The sequence below is a fragment of the uncultured Campylobacter sp. genome (assembly GCF_938031315.1).
Classification (GTDB): Bacteria; Campylobacterota; Campylobacteria; order Campylobacterales; family Campylobacteraceae; genus Campylobacter_B.
This window is the reverse complement of the sequence record NZ_CALHHT010000049.1, coordinates 1-16339: the sequence shown is the minus strand read 5'-3', so window position 1 is coordinate 16339 and position 16339 is coordinate 1. Positions and strand designations below refer to the sequence as shown.

Below are 16339 nucleotides of genomic sequence, written 5' to 3'. Positions count from 1 at the left end.
TGATGATGGCCTCGGTGCGCCGTTAAATCGCGACCATGCGGAAAAGTTTTACATCAAATCCTGTGAGCTGGGCTATGATGACGCCTGCAGTAATTTAAGCTATTTATATGCAAGCGACGGGGATCTGCGCGGATTTTACAAAAGGCTCGAATACGTCAAAAAGGGCTGCGACGCGGGCAATAAAAAATCCTGCGAGTTCTACGAGTTTATAAAAGAGAAAATTTTAAAGAAGCAGGGCAGTCGGTAGCCCAGCACGCGTTTGCCTGTTTGCGCTGCTTGTTCGCGCGCCACCTGTTTTGTACTGCCTGCCGTGCGTCGTCTGTCATATGGTGTCTATTTTGCGCTATCCGCCTTGCACCGTCTATCTACGCTACTTACTCGTCGCGCGGTATTCGTTTGCGGCGGCTTCTGCGATACTACCGCGGCGGATTTGTGAGCTTTTGCGGCGTGCGGAATTTTACTTGGAATGCTATCGCTAAAATTTTAAGGCTTAGTTCTAAATTTAGGGCTTGTAGAGGTTCAACTTTAAAATTTTATGGGCGGCGCTGCAAACAAGGCATAAATTTTGATTTTAAAATTTTACGGCGCGGAATTTAGCGCGGAAGCAAAGCGCGAAGCTGTTTGAGGAGACAAATTGGAATATGAGATCACGGGCGAGGTTCGAAATCTCCGCGTCCACGCTGCGAGAGGAAATAGCAAAATTTGGGTATTTTTCGAGATAGACGGCGTGAAGCTGCGCGGCGAGTTTAACGATATCCCCGTAGAGGAGGGCGAGCCTGCGCGCGCATATTTCATCCGCGGAGGATATGCGGGCAGCTACGTGATCACTCGAGTTCAGGTGGTGCGCAAACCAAGCCCTTTGCGCCGCAAGCTGGGGATCGCGACCGCCGTGTGCACGCTTGGCTTCGGCGCGGCGCTGTGGATTGTAGGCTTTGGGATTTTAAACGTCGGCGGGAGGGGCTCGCTAATTAATTTTGTCTGTATTGCCGCCGCAGGATTTGGGGTGCTAAAAGAGGGCGCGGGCAATCTGAGAGCGTGGCTGAATCAACGCACGTCCGAGTAGATCGCCGCTGCGGCGTAAATTTCATAAATTTAATCCGCCGAATAAAATTTACTCGCGTCGCCGTATCTTTGCGACATAAATTTTGCTAAAATTCGCTCCGAGCGCGAAATCCGCCGCGCAAATTTAGAAAAAGGTAAAATTTTGAATATAAACGAAGCAATAGAGGCAACCGCGAAAAAGCAAAAAGAGTGCCGGCTAGCATTTGCAAAGTATCTGTTTTTAGGGATCTTTTTTATAGCCATATTGCCGCTTAGCGGGATTTTCGTAGCGGAAAAAATTTTTAGAAGTGAATTAGCCGTAATATTTATTATTTTCCTTTATGCGCCAATTTTTATCGTCTCATGGATGACAACTTGGTCTAATGTAATTGAACCATTAAGCGTTTACGAGGAATTTTACAAAGACGTTTATATTCGTACCATTATTTCAGATATAAATCAAGCTTTTAGTTATAAACCGTCGGCGGGGATTAGCCGTGAGGAATTTAAAAAGATCGGCATATATGCGCAAAATAAATTTCGCGCCGAAGATCAAATCAGCGGCATTTATAATGGCGTCAAATTTAGCTTAAGCGAAGCAATAAGGATACCGGGCGGAACTATCGTCGCCGGCACCGGCTGCTCCCCGGAAATAGCCGCAGTCCTTTTTGTTGCTACGGCTTTCTATACAATCTATAGCAATGCCCAAGCCTTTAGCGGCTCGGTCTTGGTTTGCGAGTTTTACAAGAAATTTAGCGGTCAAACGATAGTGGCAAGCCGCACGCTAAACACTAAATTTATAGGCGAAAAAGAGCAGATGGACGACCTGTTTTTTAGCAAAGAATTTAGGGCCTTTGCGGATGATAAAGTAGAGGCGCGGTATCTTTTGACGCCCGCGTTTATGGAGCGTCTGCGAGAGCTAAAGGAAAAATTCGCGGGGAAAATGGGGGTGAGCGCGGCGTTTATGGACGATAAATTTTATCTATTTTTAAACGGAGCGAAAAATAAGTTTGAAACAACGCTCTTTTCGCCGCCGCCGAGCCTTGAGGATGCCACTGAAATTAAAAAGGAAATTTCAGAGCTTTTATCTATCATAGACGAGTTAAATTTAAACCCGGATTTAAGCGGGGCGGCGATTTTGGCTGATTAATGCGCGCCGCTATTTATCGGCTAAAATTTACTTGCGCTGCGCCAGGATCGCCGCTATTCTCCGCTACCGACCGAGATACGCTACGGCTCGGATCGCTCATTTTCGCTACCGACCGGGGCGCGCTTAAGTAGCTCCTGTTCGCGAGCGAATAATCTGCAAAATTTCTCCCAGTCGTGCAGATGACGAGCCTATGCTCTTTGCCGCTTTCGTCAATGTATATGCCCTGCGGAGCCCATCTTTTGCCGGTAATCGAAAAACGACAATGCCTCGATGTCCTCTTGCAGCACGCCTAGCATCATGCCGTTATCGTAAATTTTTAGATCGTAGCAGGTCTTTTTCATTTAGACTTTCTAAATTTTATCACGACGGAATTTCACCGCGATATAAATTTAAAAATTCCGCTGCGATAAAATTCCACCTCCTTGGAATTTTGCACATCGCGAAATTTACCGCGAATTCCACCCCTTTAAATTTTGCGGCGTCAATCCTTGATAAAATTCTGTAAAATTTCACCGCAAGTAAAATTTAGCCCGCCAGCGCCTTTAGCTGCTCGGCGCTTAGCCCGTCAACCAAAATATAGCTCGCATCGATGAAGCGGTAGCTTTGCTTCGGCAGGCGCCCGATAAACTCGTCGTATTCCAGCTCGGCGATGGCGCGGTAGTTACCTGCGTCGTTTTCGTCGCCCTCTATGCCTATGAGCGCGATCTGCCAGCGCGCTACGTCGCTATTTTTCAGCATCTCCGCGTTTTGCCACTCCACAAGCGGCTTGTAGGGCAGGATAGTAGGCAGGTCCTGCGTGAGCGCGTATGAGCCCATTATCGTGCCGTCATCTCCATTTCGGTAAAACCTCTGGTGCGCGCTGTAAGCGTCGAGGTACTGCACCTCGGTTAGCCGCCTGCTAAACTCGGCGGCGGGGTTGTATGAGGCTAAAATTTCATCCATCATCGCGCGGTTTATCGCAAAAGGCCTCTGCACCCCGTAGCAAAAATTTACCTCCGTATCGCCGTTTAAGTGCTGATCTATCGAATGTAGCCCCGCCGCTATATCGCGCTCATAGTCGAATTGCTCTATCCTGTCGTGAGTGTAAATTTCGCCGTTTTCATCCGTGATCTCGCTTCCTAGCTGCTTAGATAGCGCCTGCAGATACGAGATTGCTAAAACCCAATCAAAGACCGTCGCGGGCGTATTTACGCGCACGGCGTAGCTTTGCTGCTCCTCGTCATATCTTAGCTCCATCCCGCGCCCGCTCTTGCCCCGCACGCCCAAAATCAAACACTCATACTCGCTCAAAGGCGATTTTAAAAACGCCCTCTCGCCAAAGTCCTCGGCGCTCTCGTCTATGTCAAATACCGATAGATCGGGCAGGAAATCCAATGCTTTGCTAACGCTCATGGCGTCCGAATACCCCATAAATAGCGGTCGCTTTTTATTTTTGACGCGAAATTCTACGCTCACCCTTTTCTCCTTTGTTAAATTGGCAAAATTATAGCGAAATTTTACCTACCGCAGCGGGCTAAATTTGCGCTCGCCGTTCGCGATAGCTTGCGCATTTTGCGCCTCCCTGCGCATATATTTGTGTCCGCTCGCGCCGTATTTTAGCTTGCCTGTAGGTTTTTTTACATGCCCGCGGTACAGCCTGAATATTTGTGAGTTAAAATTTTACCGCGATGAGGGCTTTTGTAGCTTTTTCAAAATTTAGCGCGTAGCTTGGTGTTTATCGCCCGCATTTAAAGCGCAGACTGCGCGGCGGGTGCTTGAGCGCTAAATTTACGAGCGCAAGTCCACATTATCGATCACGCGAATGCGCGCCGCAGCCCGCACAAAACTCACTAATAATCGCAAAAGCTTACGCGCCGATCGCGTCTTTTAGGCTCTGTGCGCATAAACCCGCATCCTTTAGCTCGCGCAAAATTTCGCCCATCAGCTCTTCTTTGAAAATGTCCAGTATCATCGCGCCCGCGTCCAGCTCAGCATAGCGTAGGGCGGGTTCGCTGAAGTTTTTAAGCTCTTTAAACCGCCGCTCGCCCCGCCTGGCAAATCCGAGCCGAACCTCGTTCGGGCTAAGGCTCAGCACGCCGCCATCGCGAGCGAAATTATACACGCTAAAGCCGTAAAGCTGCGGATCGGCGGCTCTTGCGCGCACGCCTAAAATTTCCTCCAGCCGCGCCTTTGTGCCATTTAGATCGAGCCTCGTTTGCAGCGCGATCTTGCCGCCCGTATCGAGCCGCAAAAGCGCCAAAAACGAAACGAAATCCTGCGCGATGATGCTTAGCTCATCGCATTCGACGTCGATGTAGGCGACCGCAGGCTGTTTGCTCGCGCGGTAGTCCAGGCACAGGTACCAGTATCCGTCGCCGCTGAAGGGCACCAGCCCGTCAAGCTCGAAGCTCACGCATTCGCACTCCTCGCCCCAGCTAAAGCGCGTAAGCGACGGATGCGCCTCGCCGATGCCGCTAACGGCGTCCAGCGGGTAGCCCTCTAGCTCGTAGCGCAGGTAGCCGCCGTTTTGGATGCTTAGCATCATGACTAGCTCGCGCGGCAGGGCGTGTCCTAGCTCCTCCTCCGCGGCCCTCAGCGACTCGGGCGTGAGCGAATCTTGTAGATAGGGCAGGTAGATCGGCCTGCGCCAGATGTTTGCAAGCTCGTTTGCATTCATTTTCGCTCCTTTAAATTTTGCGGGTTAAAATTTCAAGCGCGCCTTAAATTTCAAGCTCGAACCCAAAATCTCGGGCTATAAAATTTTAAAATTTTACGGCGCCGAATTTTTTACGACCTGCTCGCTGTATTCGGCTCGCCTGCATCTATACGGCTCGTCTTTCGACGGTTTAATTTTAATCTCGATCGGAGCGCGCCGCCGTTTAAATTTAAGCCGCGCCGAGCGGGTTCAAAGCTGGGCGTAGATAAAATTTCATCGTAAATTTATGCAGCCCGAGCATCTATTTAAAGCGGCAGAATTTTATAAGCGAGCTAAAGCCTTTCGCGTGCCTAATCGAAATCATAATACAGGCTCTACGCGCCGTTTTGCGGGTTTTTAGCAAACATCAAGCTGCCGCCGTCTATGACGTTAAAGCCCGCCTTGTCGTCTGAAGAGACCTGAAAAACGAACTGATAGCCCTCGCCGAAGCTCACTCCTGACTGGCAAAAGGAGGGATAGCCGCCAAATTTCGTGCAGTTATAAAACTCCAAGGCGATGTCGTCGTAATACTCGAGCCCCTCCGTCTCCTCAAGACGCAAAATTTCATCTATGGCGTCCGTATCCAGCCCGCCGCCGTCCCAAACGGGCGTATCGTCCGCGGCAAATTTTGGCTGCAAAGGAAAGGGCCTTATCTGCGAGCGCGGATTTGCAAGCTCCTTTATGACGAGCTCGCTTACGTCGCTATACTCGCGGATCGCCCATAGGCCGTCCATATTCTCATCAAATTTGCCGATGATATCCTGCGAGATGAAGACCGCAAGCAGCTTGACACCGTCTAAGACCTGCGGCACGTGGGGTAGCGCGGGCAGGTAAAACTGCGCCAGAGGAAGCATCGGCACGCCGTTTTGATCCGTAGGCAGCTCCTCGTCCGCCGCGTAAGCGAGCACGCGACCGATCCAGCACTCATCAATAGCGCCTCGCGGCCTCACGCCGCCCGTTTGAAAATAGGTGATTTCGCGCGCGATCTTGCGCTGCAGCTCCTTAATCTTTTCTTGCAGATCCGTTTGCATTTGCGTCCTTTTCGGTTGGAATTTTAGCGCTTTTGTGAAATTATAGCGTAAATTTTACCCGCCGCCACGAGCTAAATTTGCAGCGCAAGGAGTTGTGAAAAGTAAGCTTAAAGCTTTTTGGGAGTAAAATTTAAACAGACCCACGTAGGCGGTAAATTTAATCAAAGGAGCGAAAATGACGAAGGATCAGTGCTGCGTTTTAAAGCATTTGACGGCGGGCGAGACGGGCGGTTTTGAGAAAACGGGCGAGATGAATGACGGCGAGTTTTTGAACGCGCTTATCGCAAAAGGGCTCGTGCGGGTGCTTGACTGGGTCGGCGAAGACGAGACGGGCGATGTGGGCAAATTTATCAGCTCTAGGCTTGATGCACTGCAAAGCGGCGTGGCTCTAGAGTGCGATAAAATTTACGCAAGGCTCGAAAAAGAAGCAAAAAAGAGGGTTTCGAGCGCGGCGATGCGAGCCTATTTTTGATGAACGAGTTTCAAAAGGCGCTAAAGAAGAGCGATTTTAGGCTCTTTACTTTGGATCTTCATAGCAATGCTTATTATCTGCTCGTCGCGCACAAGGACGCCGAGAAAGATTTTAAAAAGCTAGGCAAGCGCGAGGAGCTATTTTGGGACATCGCGCCGTGGGGCAAGCGCCGCAAAAGGCAGATCCTTTACGTCATAAACTGCGAGTGCGGCGAGATGTCGGCGTGGCAGCTGGACGCGGACGAGCCGTCGCCTAGAGATGAAGTCTGCGAAGTATGCGGGCGGGTGCTTTTCGACGCAGACGGCAATGCGATGCAGCCTTTAGAGAAGGAATTTATCTGATCTTACTTGCTTATCGCGGCTTTGCGTGCGAAGTCTCGGCTGGATGAAAGTCAAATTTTATTGCGCAGCTCGGCAGGATTTGGCACACGGGTTTGGTTTGCGGCTCGGCGGCGAAACGCGGTTTAAATTTAAAGCTTGTCCGAGCGGTGGAATGTAGTTTTTGATTTGCAGCTTGCTTTGGTAGTAAAATACGCTTCGGCGCGGCTAGTTTCGGTTTTCTATTCACGTGAGCGGCGAAATTTTACAGCTTGCGTTTGTATCTCGCAAGACCGTAGCGCAGGACGCACTCTTTTAGCTCTTACGTTCCGCTTTTACGTTTTTGTCTCTCAAATTCGCAGTTGTGTACGCATCCGCTCATACTGCGCTAAATTTTGATTTTAATGGTTGTGGATGCCAAACTTGCTCTACTAAAAATCAAAATTTAGCTCTGTTGCGATCACTAAATTTATAAGCCTGTAAATTTAGAATTTTAAGCGTAAAATTTTGACCTAAAATTTCTAAAATCTCTGAATTTTAAAATTTTAAATGCGATACGAGCTTGCCGGCTCGCTTGTTATAAGGTTCGTAACTCCGCCGCCGCAGAAGCGACGAATTTATTCGATAAAAATAAGACAAAATTTTTGCTAGAGAACGCCCGAAAAGAATTCCGATATTAGCGCGACCGCAAACGCGCTATGTTTGAAATCCGAAACCGACGAGGTGCGGCGAAAGGCTAGCCGCGAGCTTTGGCGATGCACGCCTCGATCGCCGCCATCACCGCTGCGCGAAACCCAGCCGCCTCCAGTGCCGCCAGCCCCTCTATCGTCGTGCCCGCAGGCGAGCAGACGGCGTCTTTGAGCTCCGATGGGCGCCTGCCGCTTTGTAGCAGACGCGTCGTGCCCTCTACCGCCGCCGCTACCGCGTCGTAGCACAGCGTTCGCGGTAGTCCGCCACGCACGCCCGCATCCGCCGCAGCCTCGATAAAGGCGCACACATACGCAGGCAGACTCCCTGCGATCCCCGTAAATGCGGCAAAGCCAGCCTCATCTATCTCGTAGAATTTGCCGATTTTGGCGGCTAGCGCTCGTACGATCTCCCGACTGGCCTCATCAAAATACTCGCCGTAGCACAGCGCCGTAGCCGACGCGCCGATGCCCGCAGCGACGTTTGGCATCGCGCGAGCCACGAAAACGTCCGCACCTACGATATTTTGGGCGCACTCCAGCTTGAAATTCGGCGCCAAAAGAAGCAGAATTTTACCCGCGAGCTCGGGCGCGATCAGGTGCAAAATCCCCTCGTAACTGGCGGGCTTGGTCGCGAGCACGATAATATCCGCAGCGTGCGCCAGCTGCGTCTCGCCCTCTAAAATTTGCACGCCGTAGCGCTTGCGTAAGACTTCGTTTTTACTTCTAGCATAAGCTAGGACTTGAAGCTTCGTATCGGAGCCGGGCTGCGCGCAGGCGGAATCACGTTCGCGGCTCGCAAAATTCTGCTCTAAATTTGCGGAATTCTGCCCGCAAGCCGCAAAGCTCTGAGTATCTGGCATAAAATTTCGCCCGTCGTGCGCGGAATTTTCTCCGCTCGAATTTGCTTTTAAATTTGCCGTCTCGCTCTGTTTTTGCGCCGAGACTTCCGCAGAGTTTAACGCGTCTTTGGCGGCGTCCGAGCTAAGCGTTTCTTTAAGCGAGCTTTCCGCGTCTTTTAGCCCCGCATTTAGCGTCTCTTTGACCGAGTCTATGCCGCCTTTTATCTCGTCGAGCTCCTCAAACGTGAGCTTTTTGCGCACGCCCTCGCTTGCTCGCGTGATACTCTCTTTATATTTTTTGGCGTCCTCTTTGAGCTCGGCGATGCGAAGCTCCTGATCGAAGCTCGATTTTGCGTCGTTGATGGTTTTTTTGATGACTTTGAAGTATTTCGCGAGCTCGACCAGCACTTTTGGAAGCTTTTCGGGCCCCAGCACGATTATCGCGATGATTAAAATGACCGTAATTTCAGGCATACTGATACCAAACATAAAATTTCCTAACGTAAAAAGTGGCGTATTGTAACTAAAATTTCATTAATCTTAAATTTAGCGCCCGCGGCGGCTTTCTTGCGTGATAAAAAGCGCAATCTCGTCGGCGAGCAAAAAGTTGGGATTATAAAATTTACCCTCGCCGAATTTCAGCTTTTTTGCCCGCACGAGCAGCTGCGCGTTGCTTAGCTCCGCGGCGTTTAAAATTTGCGCCTCAAATCCCAAAACGCAGCGCAGCCCAAGAAATATGCGCTCGAGCTTTTTATCTTGCGCGCTTAGAACTTCGCGCTGTTTTTGCAGCGGATCTGCAATATAACTTTGTAAATTCGTAGGCGAGCTAAGGCGCACCTGCCCGCTAGTTCCGACCGCAAATGCCCCAAATCCCGCGTAATCCTCGCCGCGCCAGTAGGAGAGATTGTGCTTACAGCGCAGTCCGCACGCGGCAAAATTTGAAATTTCATACTGGCTAAAGCCGGCGTCCGCCGCAAGAGCAAAGAGAAATTTAGCTAGAGCCGCGCTTTCCTTTTTGAAGCTTTCGCGCCCGAAAAAGGGCGTATTTTCCTCAAGGCTCAGCGCATAAGCGCTCAGATGCGGCACTTCGCAGCGCGCAAGCTCAGCCATTTCAAATTTTAAATTCCTTTTATCGTCAAATTTGCTCGCATAGATTAGGTCTAAGTTTATATTATCAAAGCCCGCCGCTTTGGCATTTTGCACCGCCAGAAAAATCTGCGCCGCACTGTGCGCGCGACCGAGGAACTTTAGCTTGGCATCGTTGAAGCTTTGTGCGCCGAAGCTGATGCGATTTACGCCGAGCCCCTGCATCGCCCTAAGCCAAGCGGGGCTAGCGGAGTTTGGGTTGGCTTCAGAACTGATTTCGGCTTTGGCGGCAAAACGCGGCGCGAGCAGCGCAAAAATTTCGTCGTAAAGCCCCGCATCTACGGCACTTGGCGTGCCTCCGCCGATGAAAAGCGTCGAAATTTGCGCGTGCGGATTTTTCGTCAAAAAATCGCGCACCTCAAGCTCTAGCGCGCGAAAGTAGCTTTTTACGAGGCTAAACTTATCGCTGAAGGAGCCAAAGGCGCAATACGGGCATTTGGAGGTGCAAAACGGCACGTGGATGTAGATGTGCAAGGGCGGTCCTATGGGCTAAATTTACGTCGCAAAATTTAGCGAATTAATTTGAAAATTTATATAAATTTTAAGCCTCTTAACGCAAATTTTAATATTTTTAGGTAAAATTTTGAGAAATTTTTTGTGAGAAAACGAGATGGAAAAAGAGAAAAATTACAGACCGAATGTCGCTGCAATCGTACTTTCGCCCTCGTATCCGTTTAATTGCGAAATTTTAATCGCGCAACGAAGCGACATCAAAGGCGCTTGGCAGTTTCCTCAAGGCGGTATCGACGATGGTGAAACGCCTACGATGGCTATCCGCAGAGAGCTAGGTGAGGAGATCGGAACAAGCAAAGTCGATATCATCGCTGAGTGCCCGAAGTGGCTTAGCTACGACTTTCCCGATGGGGTAGCTCAAAAGATGCGCCCATACGACGGGCAAATTCAAAGGTATTTTTTGGTGAGATTGCGAAGCTTAGCCGATATAAACATCAATACCAAACTTCCGGAGTTCGACGCATTTAAATTCGTAGGCGCGAATGAGGTTTTAAGGCACGTAAATCACTTCAAAAAGCCGATTTACGCGACGGTTTTAAAATATTTTAAGGAGGAGGGTTACATTTAATGCTGATCGTTCAAAAATACGGCGGTACGAGCGTCGGTACGCTAGAGCGGATCGAGGCGGTCGCGCAGCGCGTGATAAAGACTAAAAACGAAGGACACGATGTCGCGGTAATCGTCTCTGCGATGAGCGGCGTTACCAATCAGCTCATCGAGCAGGCGGAATTTTTTACTAAAACTCCCGTAGGCAGAGAGATGGATGTGCTGCTAAGCTCGGGCGAGCGCGTCACGAGCGCACTTTTGGCTATCGCGCTAAATGCCAAGGGCTATGCTGCGATCGCATTTAGCGGGCGTGGTGCGGGCATCGTGACGGATAATTTTCACACCAAAGCTCGCATCGTCTCTATCGATCCAAAAAGTATGCAAGAGGCGCTAAAGCAGGGCAAAATCGTCGTCGTCGCGGGCTTTCAAGGTATCAGCACCGCGGGCGAAGTAACTACGCTCGGGCGAGGCGGAAGCGATCTTAGCGCAGTCGCCGTCGCAGGAGCGCTGAATGCCGATCTGTGCGAAATTTACACCGACGTAGACGGCGTATATACGACCGATCCGCGCATCGAGCCCAAAGCCAAGAAGCTTGATCGCATCAGCTACGACGAGATGCTTGAGCTTGCGAGCTTGGGAGCGAAGGTTTTGCAAAATCGGAGCGTTGAGCTTGCGAAGAAATTAAATGTAAATTTGGTGACGCGAAGCAGTTTTAACGATCATGAAGGAACACTCATAACAGGAGAAGAAAAGATGGAAGATGCGGTAATTAGCGGCATTGCACTGGATAAAAATCAAGCAAGAATTACGATTAGAAACGTAGAGGATCGCCCTGGCGTCGCGGCTGAAATTTTCTCCGCGCTTGCGAGCAAGGAGATCAACGTCGATATGATCGTGCAAAATATCGGACGAAATGGGGAGACTAATTTGGGCTTTACCGTGCCGCAAAACGAGCTAGAGACGGCCTATAGGGTAATGAAAGAGGTAAATCCAAATCCGAATTCCATCATCGAATCAGACGCCGACATCGTAAAGGTTTCTTTAGTGGGCGTAGGTATGAAAAGCCACAGCGGCATAGCCAGCAAGGCGTTTAAGACGCTTGCGGATGAGGGGATAAATATCCAGATGATCTCCACGAGCGAGATTAAAATTTCGATGATCGTAGAGGCCAAATACGGCGAGCTCGCCGTGCGCGCGCTGCATAAAGCCTACGATTTGGATAAATAATGCAGGATCTGCATACTTGGAGCGTCACGGCGATGCGCTCCGAGCCCGGACTTGAGTGGCTCGAGGATCGCAAGGAGGACTGGACGCCGCTTTTAGCATCAAAGCTCAAATTCCTCCACGACGGCTTTGCTTTCATCGTCATCTGCGACGATGAGCGAAGCTGGTTTAGTGAATACATCATAAAAAAGATCAACTCATCGACCAACTCTCGCCCGCTGCTGCCGTTTTTTTCGCTGCGTTCGCTTTATCGCGGCGGCGTAAATAGCCTAGAGGACGCGCTGCTGCTAAACGATATGTTAAGCCTTGCGTTTGCCAACGGCTTTATATATTTTTACATCGGCAACGGCAACCATCCGCTAGCCAAAATCGCCAAAAGCCACGAGGACAGCTATCTGTGGCTCATCGACGAGAGGCTGCAAAACAGCTTCTACATGAGCGAGAGCGATCCGAGCTTGGATCTCAAACTTATCCAGCTTTTTAAAATTTTAGACAAAAGCATCGACGCCGTGCTTTTTGACGAAGTGGTGCTTTGAAAATCATAAATCAGATCGTTTTAACTAACGATTATGAGGGCTTTAAAGATAAAATTTTAGCCGAAATTCCACGCAAAAATTTAAGGTTTTTCGAAAGCGTCGAGCTTAAGATCGACGAGGCGCGAAAGATCATTGACGAAGCCTACGTCGCCGAGCGCGAGGATAAGATCATCGTCATCGCCGCTACGAAATTCGGCGAGGAGGCGCAAAACGCTCTGCTTAAAATTTTAGAGGAGCCGCCTAAAAATACGGTATTTTTCCTGATCACCCCCTTCATCAACGCCTTGCTGCCTACTATCCGCTCGCGCCTTATCGTGCAAAACCTCTGCGTGCGAAAGCCCAGATACCGCACCGGGTTAAATTTAACCAGGCTCAGTCTAAAGGAAGCGGTGGAGTTTATTGACGCGCAGATCGCGCTGGAGCGTAAAGGCGAGCTGGATAAGACGGCGCTAAAAGCGCTTATCGGCGAGATCGCGCTGGAGTGCTTCGAAGCAGGTGTTAGGCTAAGCGGCGATGAGCTGCAGCGGATTGACCGCCTAAGTTACCTTGCCGAGCACAACGCTAAGGCCCACGCCGTGCTTACTCCGCTGCTTTTGATGATAGAGGAGAAAAGATGAAAATTTATAAAATTTCAAACGATGCCGACTTTACGCTGATTTGCGAGCGTATCGGCGTGCGAAATGCGGGGCGGGCGATAATGCAGAAAAAATCGCGCCTAAACTTTTTCTATCTAAAAGACCTGCGCGCGTCCGCGGCAAATATTTTAAAGCAAGATGCCCTTAGCATCGGCGCTGAGCTTGCGTGCAATGAAGGAGTGATCCTGGGGCGCGACGATACGGATGCGGTTTTGATCGCAAACGACCGCCAGATCGAGGCTTTGGCGCAAAAGGAAGCGCTGCAGGATTTTGGGCTAAAAGAGCTCGCGAAATTTCTAAGCGAGAAATTTGCTAGGCCGCAAAGCTGCGAAATAATGGGCGTCGTCAATATCAACTCCGATAGCTTCAACCCCGCAAGCCGCGCGGCAAGCTTAAAAGAGGCGACCAATAAGATCGAAAAGATGATTGAGCAGGGTGCCGCTATCATCGATATCGGCGGCGTGAGCTCGCGCCCGGGCAGCCAGTACTGCGGTAGGGATGAGGAGTTTGCGCGCATAAAGGACATCGTGAGCGAAATTTACCGCCTGCGTCTGCACGAAAAGGCTAAATTTAGCCTCGATAGCTTCGATGAGTATTGTTTGGAATTTGCGCTAGATCGGGGCTTTAGTATCATTAATGACATCAGCGCAAATCTCGCTCTTGCCCCGCTTGCGCTTCGCTATGACGCCGCTTACGTGCTGATGCACATGCAAGGAAAGCCGCAAAATATGCAGCTTGCACCAAAATACGACGATCTGATGGGCGAGATAGATGAGTTTTTTGCGCAAAATTTGCAGCAGCTGCGAAGCGAGGGGCTTAAAAAGATCATCCTTGACGTGGGCATCGGCTTTGGCAAGACCGCCGAGCAAAATTTGGTACTGATTAAAAATTTGCAGCATTTTTTGCACTTCGGCTGCCCGCTGCTCGTGGGCGCGAGCAGAAAGAGCGTTATCGATTTTTACAGCCCCTCTGCGGTCGCGGACAGGCTCGCAGGCTCGCTATATCTGCACCAGATCGCCGCTTTAAACGGCGCCGCGATCATCCGCACGCACGACGTTTTCGAACACATTCAAATGCTGCGGCTAATGCGCGCGATGGACGCCGCTGCGGTAAAATTTTAGAATTTTGCGGAATTTTCACGAAATTCTATATTTTTAACGAGATTTTTGTAAATTTGCCTTATGCGGAATTCTAAAATTCCTCAAGGAAATATTTTAATTCTTTTAAAATTTTGCGAAAGAGCTTTTGCGGAATTTTATCCACATTTTATTTTGTGCCTAAGCTTTCGTGCGCTTGCTCGTCGAAACTTATAAAAATTTATAAAATTTCGCTCGATTTATGAGGCGCGTCAAAACAGCGAAGTAAAGAGGGATAAATTCTAGCGACGATTGCACGGATTATTTCTACGCGAATCGAGTTATTTCATTTTTGGGCGAAACGAGCGCTTTACGTCAAAGCCCTTTCTGGCAATTTTTATATCATTTGGTATCGTGCCTGCCGGAGCGGAGGCGTCCTTTTTGGCGGATAAAAACTCGACTAGGCTTTGCCAGACGAAATCGGCATCCAGATAAAACCCCATCGCGTTAAGCTGTGGATTTATCGCCGCGGTGTGAATGTTCTGTGTGAGCTTAAAAAATACGATTGGGGCGCTCAAAATTTCATCTTTGCTTATAATTTTATCGTCGCGAACAATATTTTTTAGTGTCGTTTTGCGGTCGCCCTCTAGCGCCACGAGCTGCAGAATCTCCTCGCGCGTAGCCTGCTCGCCGATCATCTTGCTTAGCCACGAGACGATATGGACGCGAAATCCATCGCTAAAGCTCAAAGTTCTGTCTTCCCAATACTGCTTTCTTAACTCCGTCTCGTCAAACTCTAGGCTTGTATAAATTTTACCCTGAGAGGCGAAAATATGGACTAAATTTTTGCCGATGAAAATCACGGAGTGAAGTAGGCGCGGCAGCTTATTTACGTCCGTTTTACTCCAGTTTATAAATTTACCGCCGATAAAGCGGTACCCGCTAAGCTTCCTTTCAAAGACCTTTTTATCGCCTTCGTCAAGCTTCCATAGCTCGTCCGCACTGACTGGAGTAGAGTTTCTGCGGTCATAGACCAAAGTCTCGTCAAGCCCGTATTTTGACACCATAAAATCGTAATTATCTTTAAATTTCGAGATAATTTTCATGTTCGTTCCCTAAAATTTTATCTTTCAAAAGCTTTCTAATCGGCGCGCTTTGCGCCGAAGCCAACGCAAAATTTTATCGCTGCAAATTTGCGCTGCGAACCTCACAAATTTTACCAAAATGTACTGCTAAATCGCCAAAATTTATATCGCAAGCCCACGGCTCGCTCAATTTTACCGCATGCCAATGGAGCGGCAAAATCGCACAAAAAGCGTGCGGCGCGGCAAATTTTAAATTTATTTTACGCGGCGACGTAGAATTTTAAAATTTATTTTCCGCAATGGCGCAAAATTTCAAATTTATCTGCCGCAAAAACAGAGGCCGCTACCGCTTAAGTCGCAAATTTTAGTAGCGGTAAAAACCAAAGTCGCTACCGCTTAAAGTCGTGGATTTGTATATTCGCGCCATATTTTTTGCAAAGCTCGCTTACCTTTTCTTTCAGCTTCTCCTCGTCATAGCAGATGAGATCGATGTATGCGTGCTTCTGCCCGGTTGCGCCGCCGATTATCTCCAGAAACGAGCCGCAGCCCTCCAGCTCCTCGTCCTCGATTTTATTTCGCAGATCAAAACCTGCCTGCACGTCGCCACCGTTATCAATGCTAAGAAAGCAAAATTTGATGCCGAGCTCGAAGGCTTCGTTATAGATGTCGCGCTTGCCGCCTAGGTACTCGCCTATTAGATTTCGCAGGCAGGTGGTGCCCACGATCACGTCCTCGCGCACCTCGCTTCCGCGCGGCTCCATCTCGTAGCTGAAAAAATTCTTTAGAGGTTCGCGTGCGGCTTTTTCGCCGAATTTCTCATCGATCAGATCGGCAAATTCGCTTAGCGGCACGCCATTTTCCTGCGGCGCACCTAGCACTTCAAGCATCCCCAAAGTGTTAATAACCGTCGTCTCGCCGATTATGTTATCAAGCAGGATGAAGCTTAGATTGCCCGCTTTGCCCTCGTCTTGCGCGAGCAGAGCCGCTAGGTTTTCGTTGTAAATTTTAATATCCACGTCGCTTTCGTTAAACTGCGCGTAGATCATCGACTCCTCGGCGCTTACGCGCGTGCCGTACATCTCAAGTCCGCCGATACCTCGCGGCGCACGCGGCTTTCCAAGCGTGCAGCGCATTTTGGATTCGAGCTGCTTAGGCATAGCGTTTTTGATAAAGCTTAGCCAAAATAATCGGTGCCTCATACCCTCCGGAGTTAGCACCAGATCGAGCTTATCGCCCACGAGCCCCGTCATAAAATAGGGCTCGGCAAGGCAGATGCGAAGCTTCTCGTCGGTCTTTTGCATCGCCTTTTCAAACTCCTCTGCCGCCAGATCAGCCTTGATCTCATCTATCGCGCCGCTAAATTCC

Annotated in this window: 17 protein-coding genes and 2 pseudogenes; 10 read left to right on the top strand and 9 right to left on the bottom strand. The window is 49.6% G+C overall.

All coding sequences use genetic code 11. The features are described 5' to 3' along the window. The 3 genes and pseudogenes from Q0236_RS01530 to Q0236_RS01520 all read left to right on the top strand — a co-directional run. A pseudogene (locus Q0236_RS01530) lies at positions 1–247 on the top strand (sel1 repeat family protein); the annotation flags it as partial. 387 nt (positions 248–634) lie between these two features. Next, positions 635–1063: a hypothetical protein gene (locus tag Q0236_RS01525; protein ID WP_297914220.1), complete on the top strand. Its 429-nt coding sequence runs from the start codon at positions 635–637 to the stop codon at positions 1061–1063. Positions 1064–1408: 345 nt separating this feature from the next. After that, a complete protein-coding gene (locus tag Q0236_RS01520; protein ID WP_297914217.1) occupies positions 1409–2191 on the top strand; it encodes a DUF3137 domain-containing protein in 783 nt (260 codons plus the stop codon). A 209-nt stretch (positions 2192–2400) separates the two neighbouring features. On the opposite strand, the gene Q0236_RS01515 is transcribed toward Q0236_RS01520, so the two are convergent. The 4 genes from Q0236_RS01515 to Q0236_RS01500 all read right to left on the bottom strand — a co-directional run bounded on the left by Q0236_RS01515 (position 2401) and on the right by Q0236_RS01500 (position 5896). Beyond that, positions 2401–2532, bottom strand: coding sequence for a hypothetical protein (locus Q0236_RS01515; RefSeq protein WP_297914214.1), 132 nt, complete (start codon positions 2530–2532; stop codon positions 2401–2403). 184 nt (positions 2533–2716) lie between these two features. Then, complete coding sequence (locus tag Q0236_RS01510; protein ID WP_297914211.1) at positions 2717–3646, bottom strand: DUF4299 family protein; 930 nt, start codon at positions 3644–3646, stop codon at positions 2717–2719. 391 nt (positions 3647–4037) lie between these two features. Beyond that, positions 4038–4847, bottom strand: coding sequence for an SMI1/KNR4 family protein (locus Q0236_RS01505; RefSeq protein ID WP_297914208.1), 810 nt, complete (start codon positions 4845–4847; stop codon positions 4038–4040). A 353-nt stretch (positions 4848–5200) separates the two neighbouring features. Next, positions 5201–5896: a DUF1963 domain-containing protein gene (locus Q0236_RS01500; RefSeq protein ID WP_297914204.1), complete on the bottom strand. Its 696-nt coding sequence runs from the start codon at positions 5894–5896 to the stop codon at positions 5201–5203. Between the two features lie 175 nt (positions 5897–6071). On the opposite strand from Q0236_RS01500, the gene Q0236_RS01495 reads away from it, so the two are divergent. Together Q0236_RS01495 and Q0236_RS01490 are read left to right on the top strand one after the other, a co-directional pair. Next, a complete protein-coding gene (locus Q0236_RS01495) occupies positions 6072–6368 on the top strand; it encodes a hypothetical protein (RefSeq protein ID WP_297914201.1) in 297 nt (98 codons plus the stop codon). Further along, positions 6368–6709, top strand: coding sequence for a hypothetical protein (locus tag Q0236_RS01490; protein WP_297914198.1), 342 nt, complete (start codon positions 6368–6370; stop codon positions 6707–6709). Before Q0236_RS01495 ends, Q0236_RS01490 begins: the two co-directional genes overlap by 1 nt. 712 nt (positions 6710–7421) lie before the next feature. Here Q0236_RS01490 and proC read toward each other — a convergent pair. The 3 genes and pseudogenes from proC to hemW form a co-directional block, all read right to left on the bottom strand. Further along, positions 7422–8426, bottom strand: a complete 1005-nt coding sequence (gene proC, locus Q0236_RS01485) for a pyrroline-5-carboxylate reductase (RefSeq protein WP_367274724.1) — start codon at positions 8424–8426, stop codon at positions 7422–7424. Between the two features lie 6 nt (positions 8427–8432). Then, positions 8433–8702, bottom strand: a pseudogene (tatB, locus tag Q0236_RS01480) (Sec-independent protein translocase protein TatB); the annotation flags it as partial. Between the two features lie 57 nt (positions 8703–8759). After that, positions 8760–9833 carry a radical SAM family heme chaperone HemW gene (gene hemW / locus Q0236_RS01475; RefSeq protein ID WP_297914195.1) on the bottom strand — a complete coding sequence of 358 codons (1074 nt, stop codon included), beginning with the start codon at positions 9831–9833 and terminating at the stop codon, positions 8760–8762. A 136-nt stretch (positions 9834–9969) separates the two neighbouring features. Between hemW and Q0236_RS01470 the strand changes: the two genes are divergently transcribed. From Q0236_RS01470 to folP, 5 genes are read left to right on the top strand one after another with little or no spacing between them, the layout of a single operon-like run. Next, on the top strand, positions 9970–10440 hold the full coding sequence (locus tag Q0236_RS01470) for an RNA pyrophosphohydrolase (protein ID WP_177387908.1): 471 nt from the start codon (positions 9970–9972) through the stop codon (positions 10438–10440). Then, positions 10440–11645 (top strand): aspartate kinase, encoded by a 1206-nt coding sequence (locus Q0236_RS01465; RefSeq protein ID WP_297880342.1) that lies wholly within the window; start codon positions 10440–10442, stop codon positions 11643–11645. The genes Q0236_RS01470 and Q0236_RS01465 overlap by 1 nt, the downstream gene beginning before the upstream one ends. Further along, positions 11645–12178, top strand: coding sequence for a HobA family DNA replication regulator (locus Q0236_RS01460; RefSeq protein WP_005873254.1), 534 nt, complete (start codon positions 11645–11647; stop codon positions 12176–12178). The genes Q0236_RS01465 and Q0236_RS01460 overlap by 1 nt, the downstream gene beginning before the upstream one ends. Beyond that, positions 12175–12795 (top strand): DNA polymerase III subunit delta', encoded by a 621-nt coding sequence (locus tag Q0236_RS01455; protein WP_297914191.1) that lies wholly within the window; start codon positions 12175–12177, stop codon positions 12793–12795. The genes Q0236_RS01460 and Q0236_RS01455 overlap by 4 nt, the downstream gene beginning before the upstream one ends. Next, entirely contained in the window at positions 12792–13934 is a 1143-nt protein-coding gene (gene folP / locus Q0236_RS01450; protein ID WP_297914189.1) for a dihydropteroate synthase, read from the top strand. The genes Q0236_RS01455 and folP overlap by 4 nt, the downstream gene beginning before the upstream one ends. A 296-nt stretch (positions 13935–14230) precedes the next feature. On the opposite strand, the gene Q0236_RS01445 is transcribed toward folP, so the two are convergent. Both Q0236_RS01445 and Q0236_RS01440 read right to left on the bottom strand, forming a co-directional pair. Beyond that, positions 14231–14995, bottom strand: coding sequence for a hypothetical protein (locus Q0236_RS01445; protein WP_297914186.1), 765 nt, complete (start codon positions 14993–14995; stop codon positions 14231–14233). Positions 14996–15363: 368 nt separating this feature from the next. Next, a partial coding sequence (locus Q0236_RS01440) for a hypothetical protein (RefSeq protein WP_297914183.1) occupies positions 15364–16339 on the bottom strand: 976 nt, incomplete at its 5' end.

Coding starts and splice junctions, on each gene's coding strand:
- Q0236_RS01520 (WP_297914217.1), top strand. CDS start 1,409: ATGACAACTTGGTCTAATGTAATTGAACCATTAAGCGTTTACGAGGAA.
- Q0236_RS01515 (WP_297914214.1), bottom strand. CDS start 2,532: ATGAAAAAGACCTGCTACGATCTAAAAATTTACGATAACGGCATGATG.
- Q0236_RS01505 (WP_297914208.1), bottom strand. CDS start 4,847: ATGAATGCAAACGAGCTTGCAAACATCTGGCGCAGGCCGATCTACCTG.
- Q0236_RS01500 (WP_297914204.1), bottom strand. CDS start 5,896: ATGCAAACGGATCTGCAAGAAAAGATTAAGGAGCTGCAGCGCAAGATC.
- Q0236_RS01495 (WP_297914201.1), top strand. CDS start 6,072: ATGACGAAGGATCAGTGCTGCGTTTTAAAGCATTTGACGGCGGGCGAG.
- Q0236_RS01490 (WP_297914198.1), top strand. CDS start 6,368: ATGAACGAGTTTCAAAAGGCGCTAAAGAAGAGCGATTTTAGGCTCTTT.
- Q0236_RS01470 (WP_177387908.1), top strand. CDS start 9,970: ATGGAAAAAGAGAAAAATTACAGACCGAATGTCGCTGCAATCGTACTT.
- Q0236_RS01465 (WP_297880342.1), top strand. CDS start 10,440: ATGCTGATCGTTCAAAAATACGGCGGTACGAGCGTCGGTACGCTAGAG.
- Q0236_RS01460 (WP_005873254.1), top strand. CDS start 11,645: ATGCAGGATCTGCATACTTGGAGCGTCACGGCGATGCGCTCCGAGCCC.
- folP (WP_297914189.1), top strand. CDS start 12,792: ATGAAAATTTATAAAATTTCAAACGATGCCGACTTTACGCTGATTTGC.
- Q0236_RS01445 (WP_297914186.1), bottom strand. CDS start 14,995: ATGAAAATTATCTCGAAATTTAAAGATAATTACGATTTTATGGTGTCA.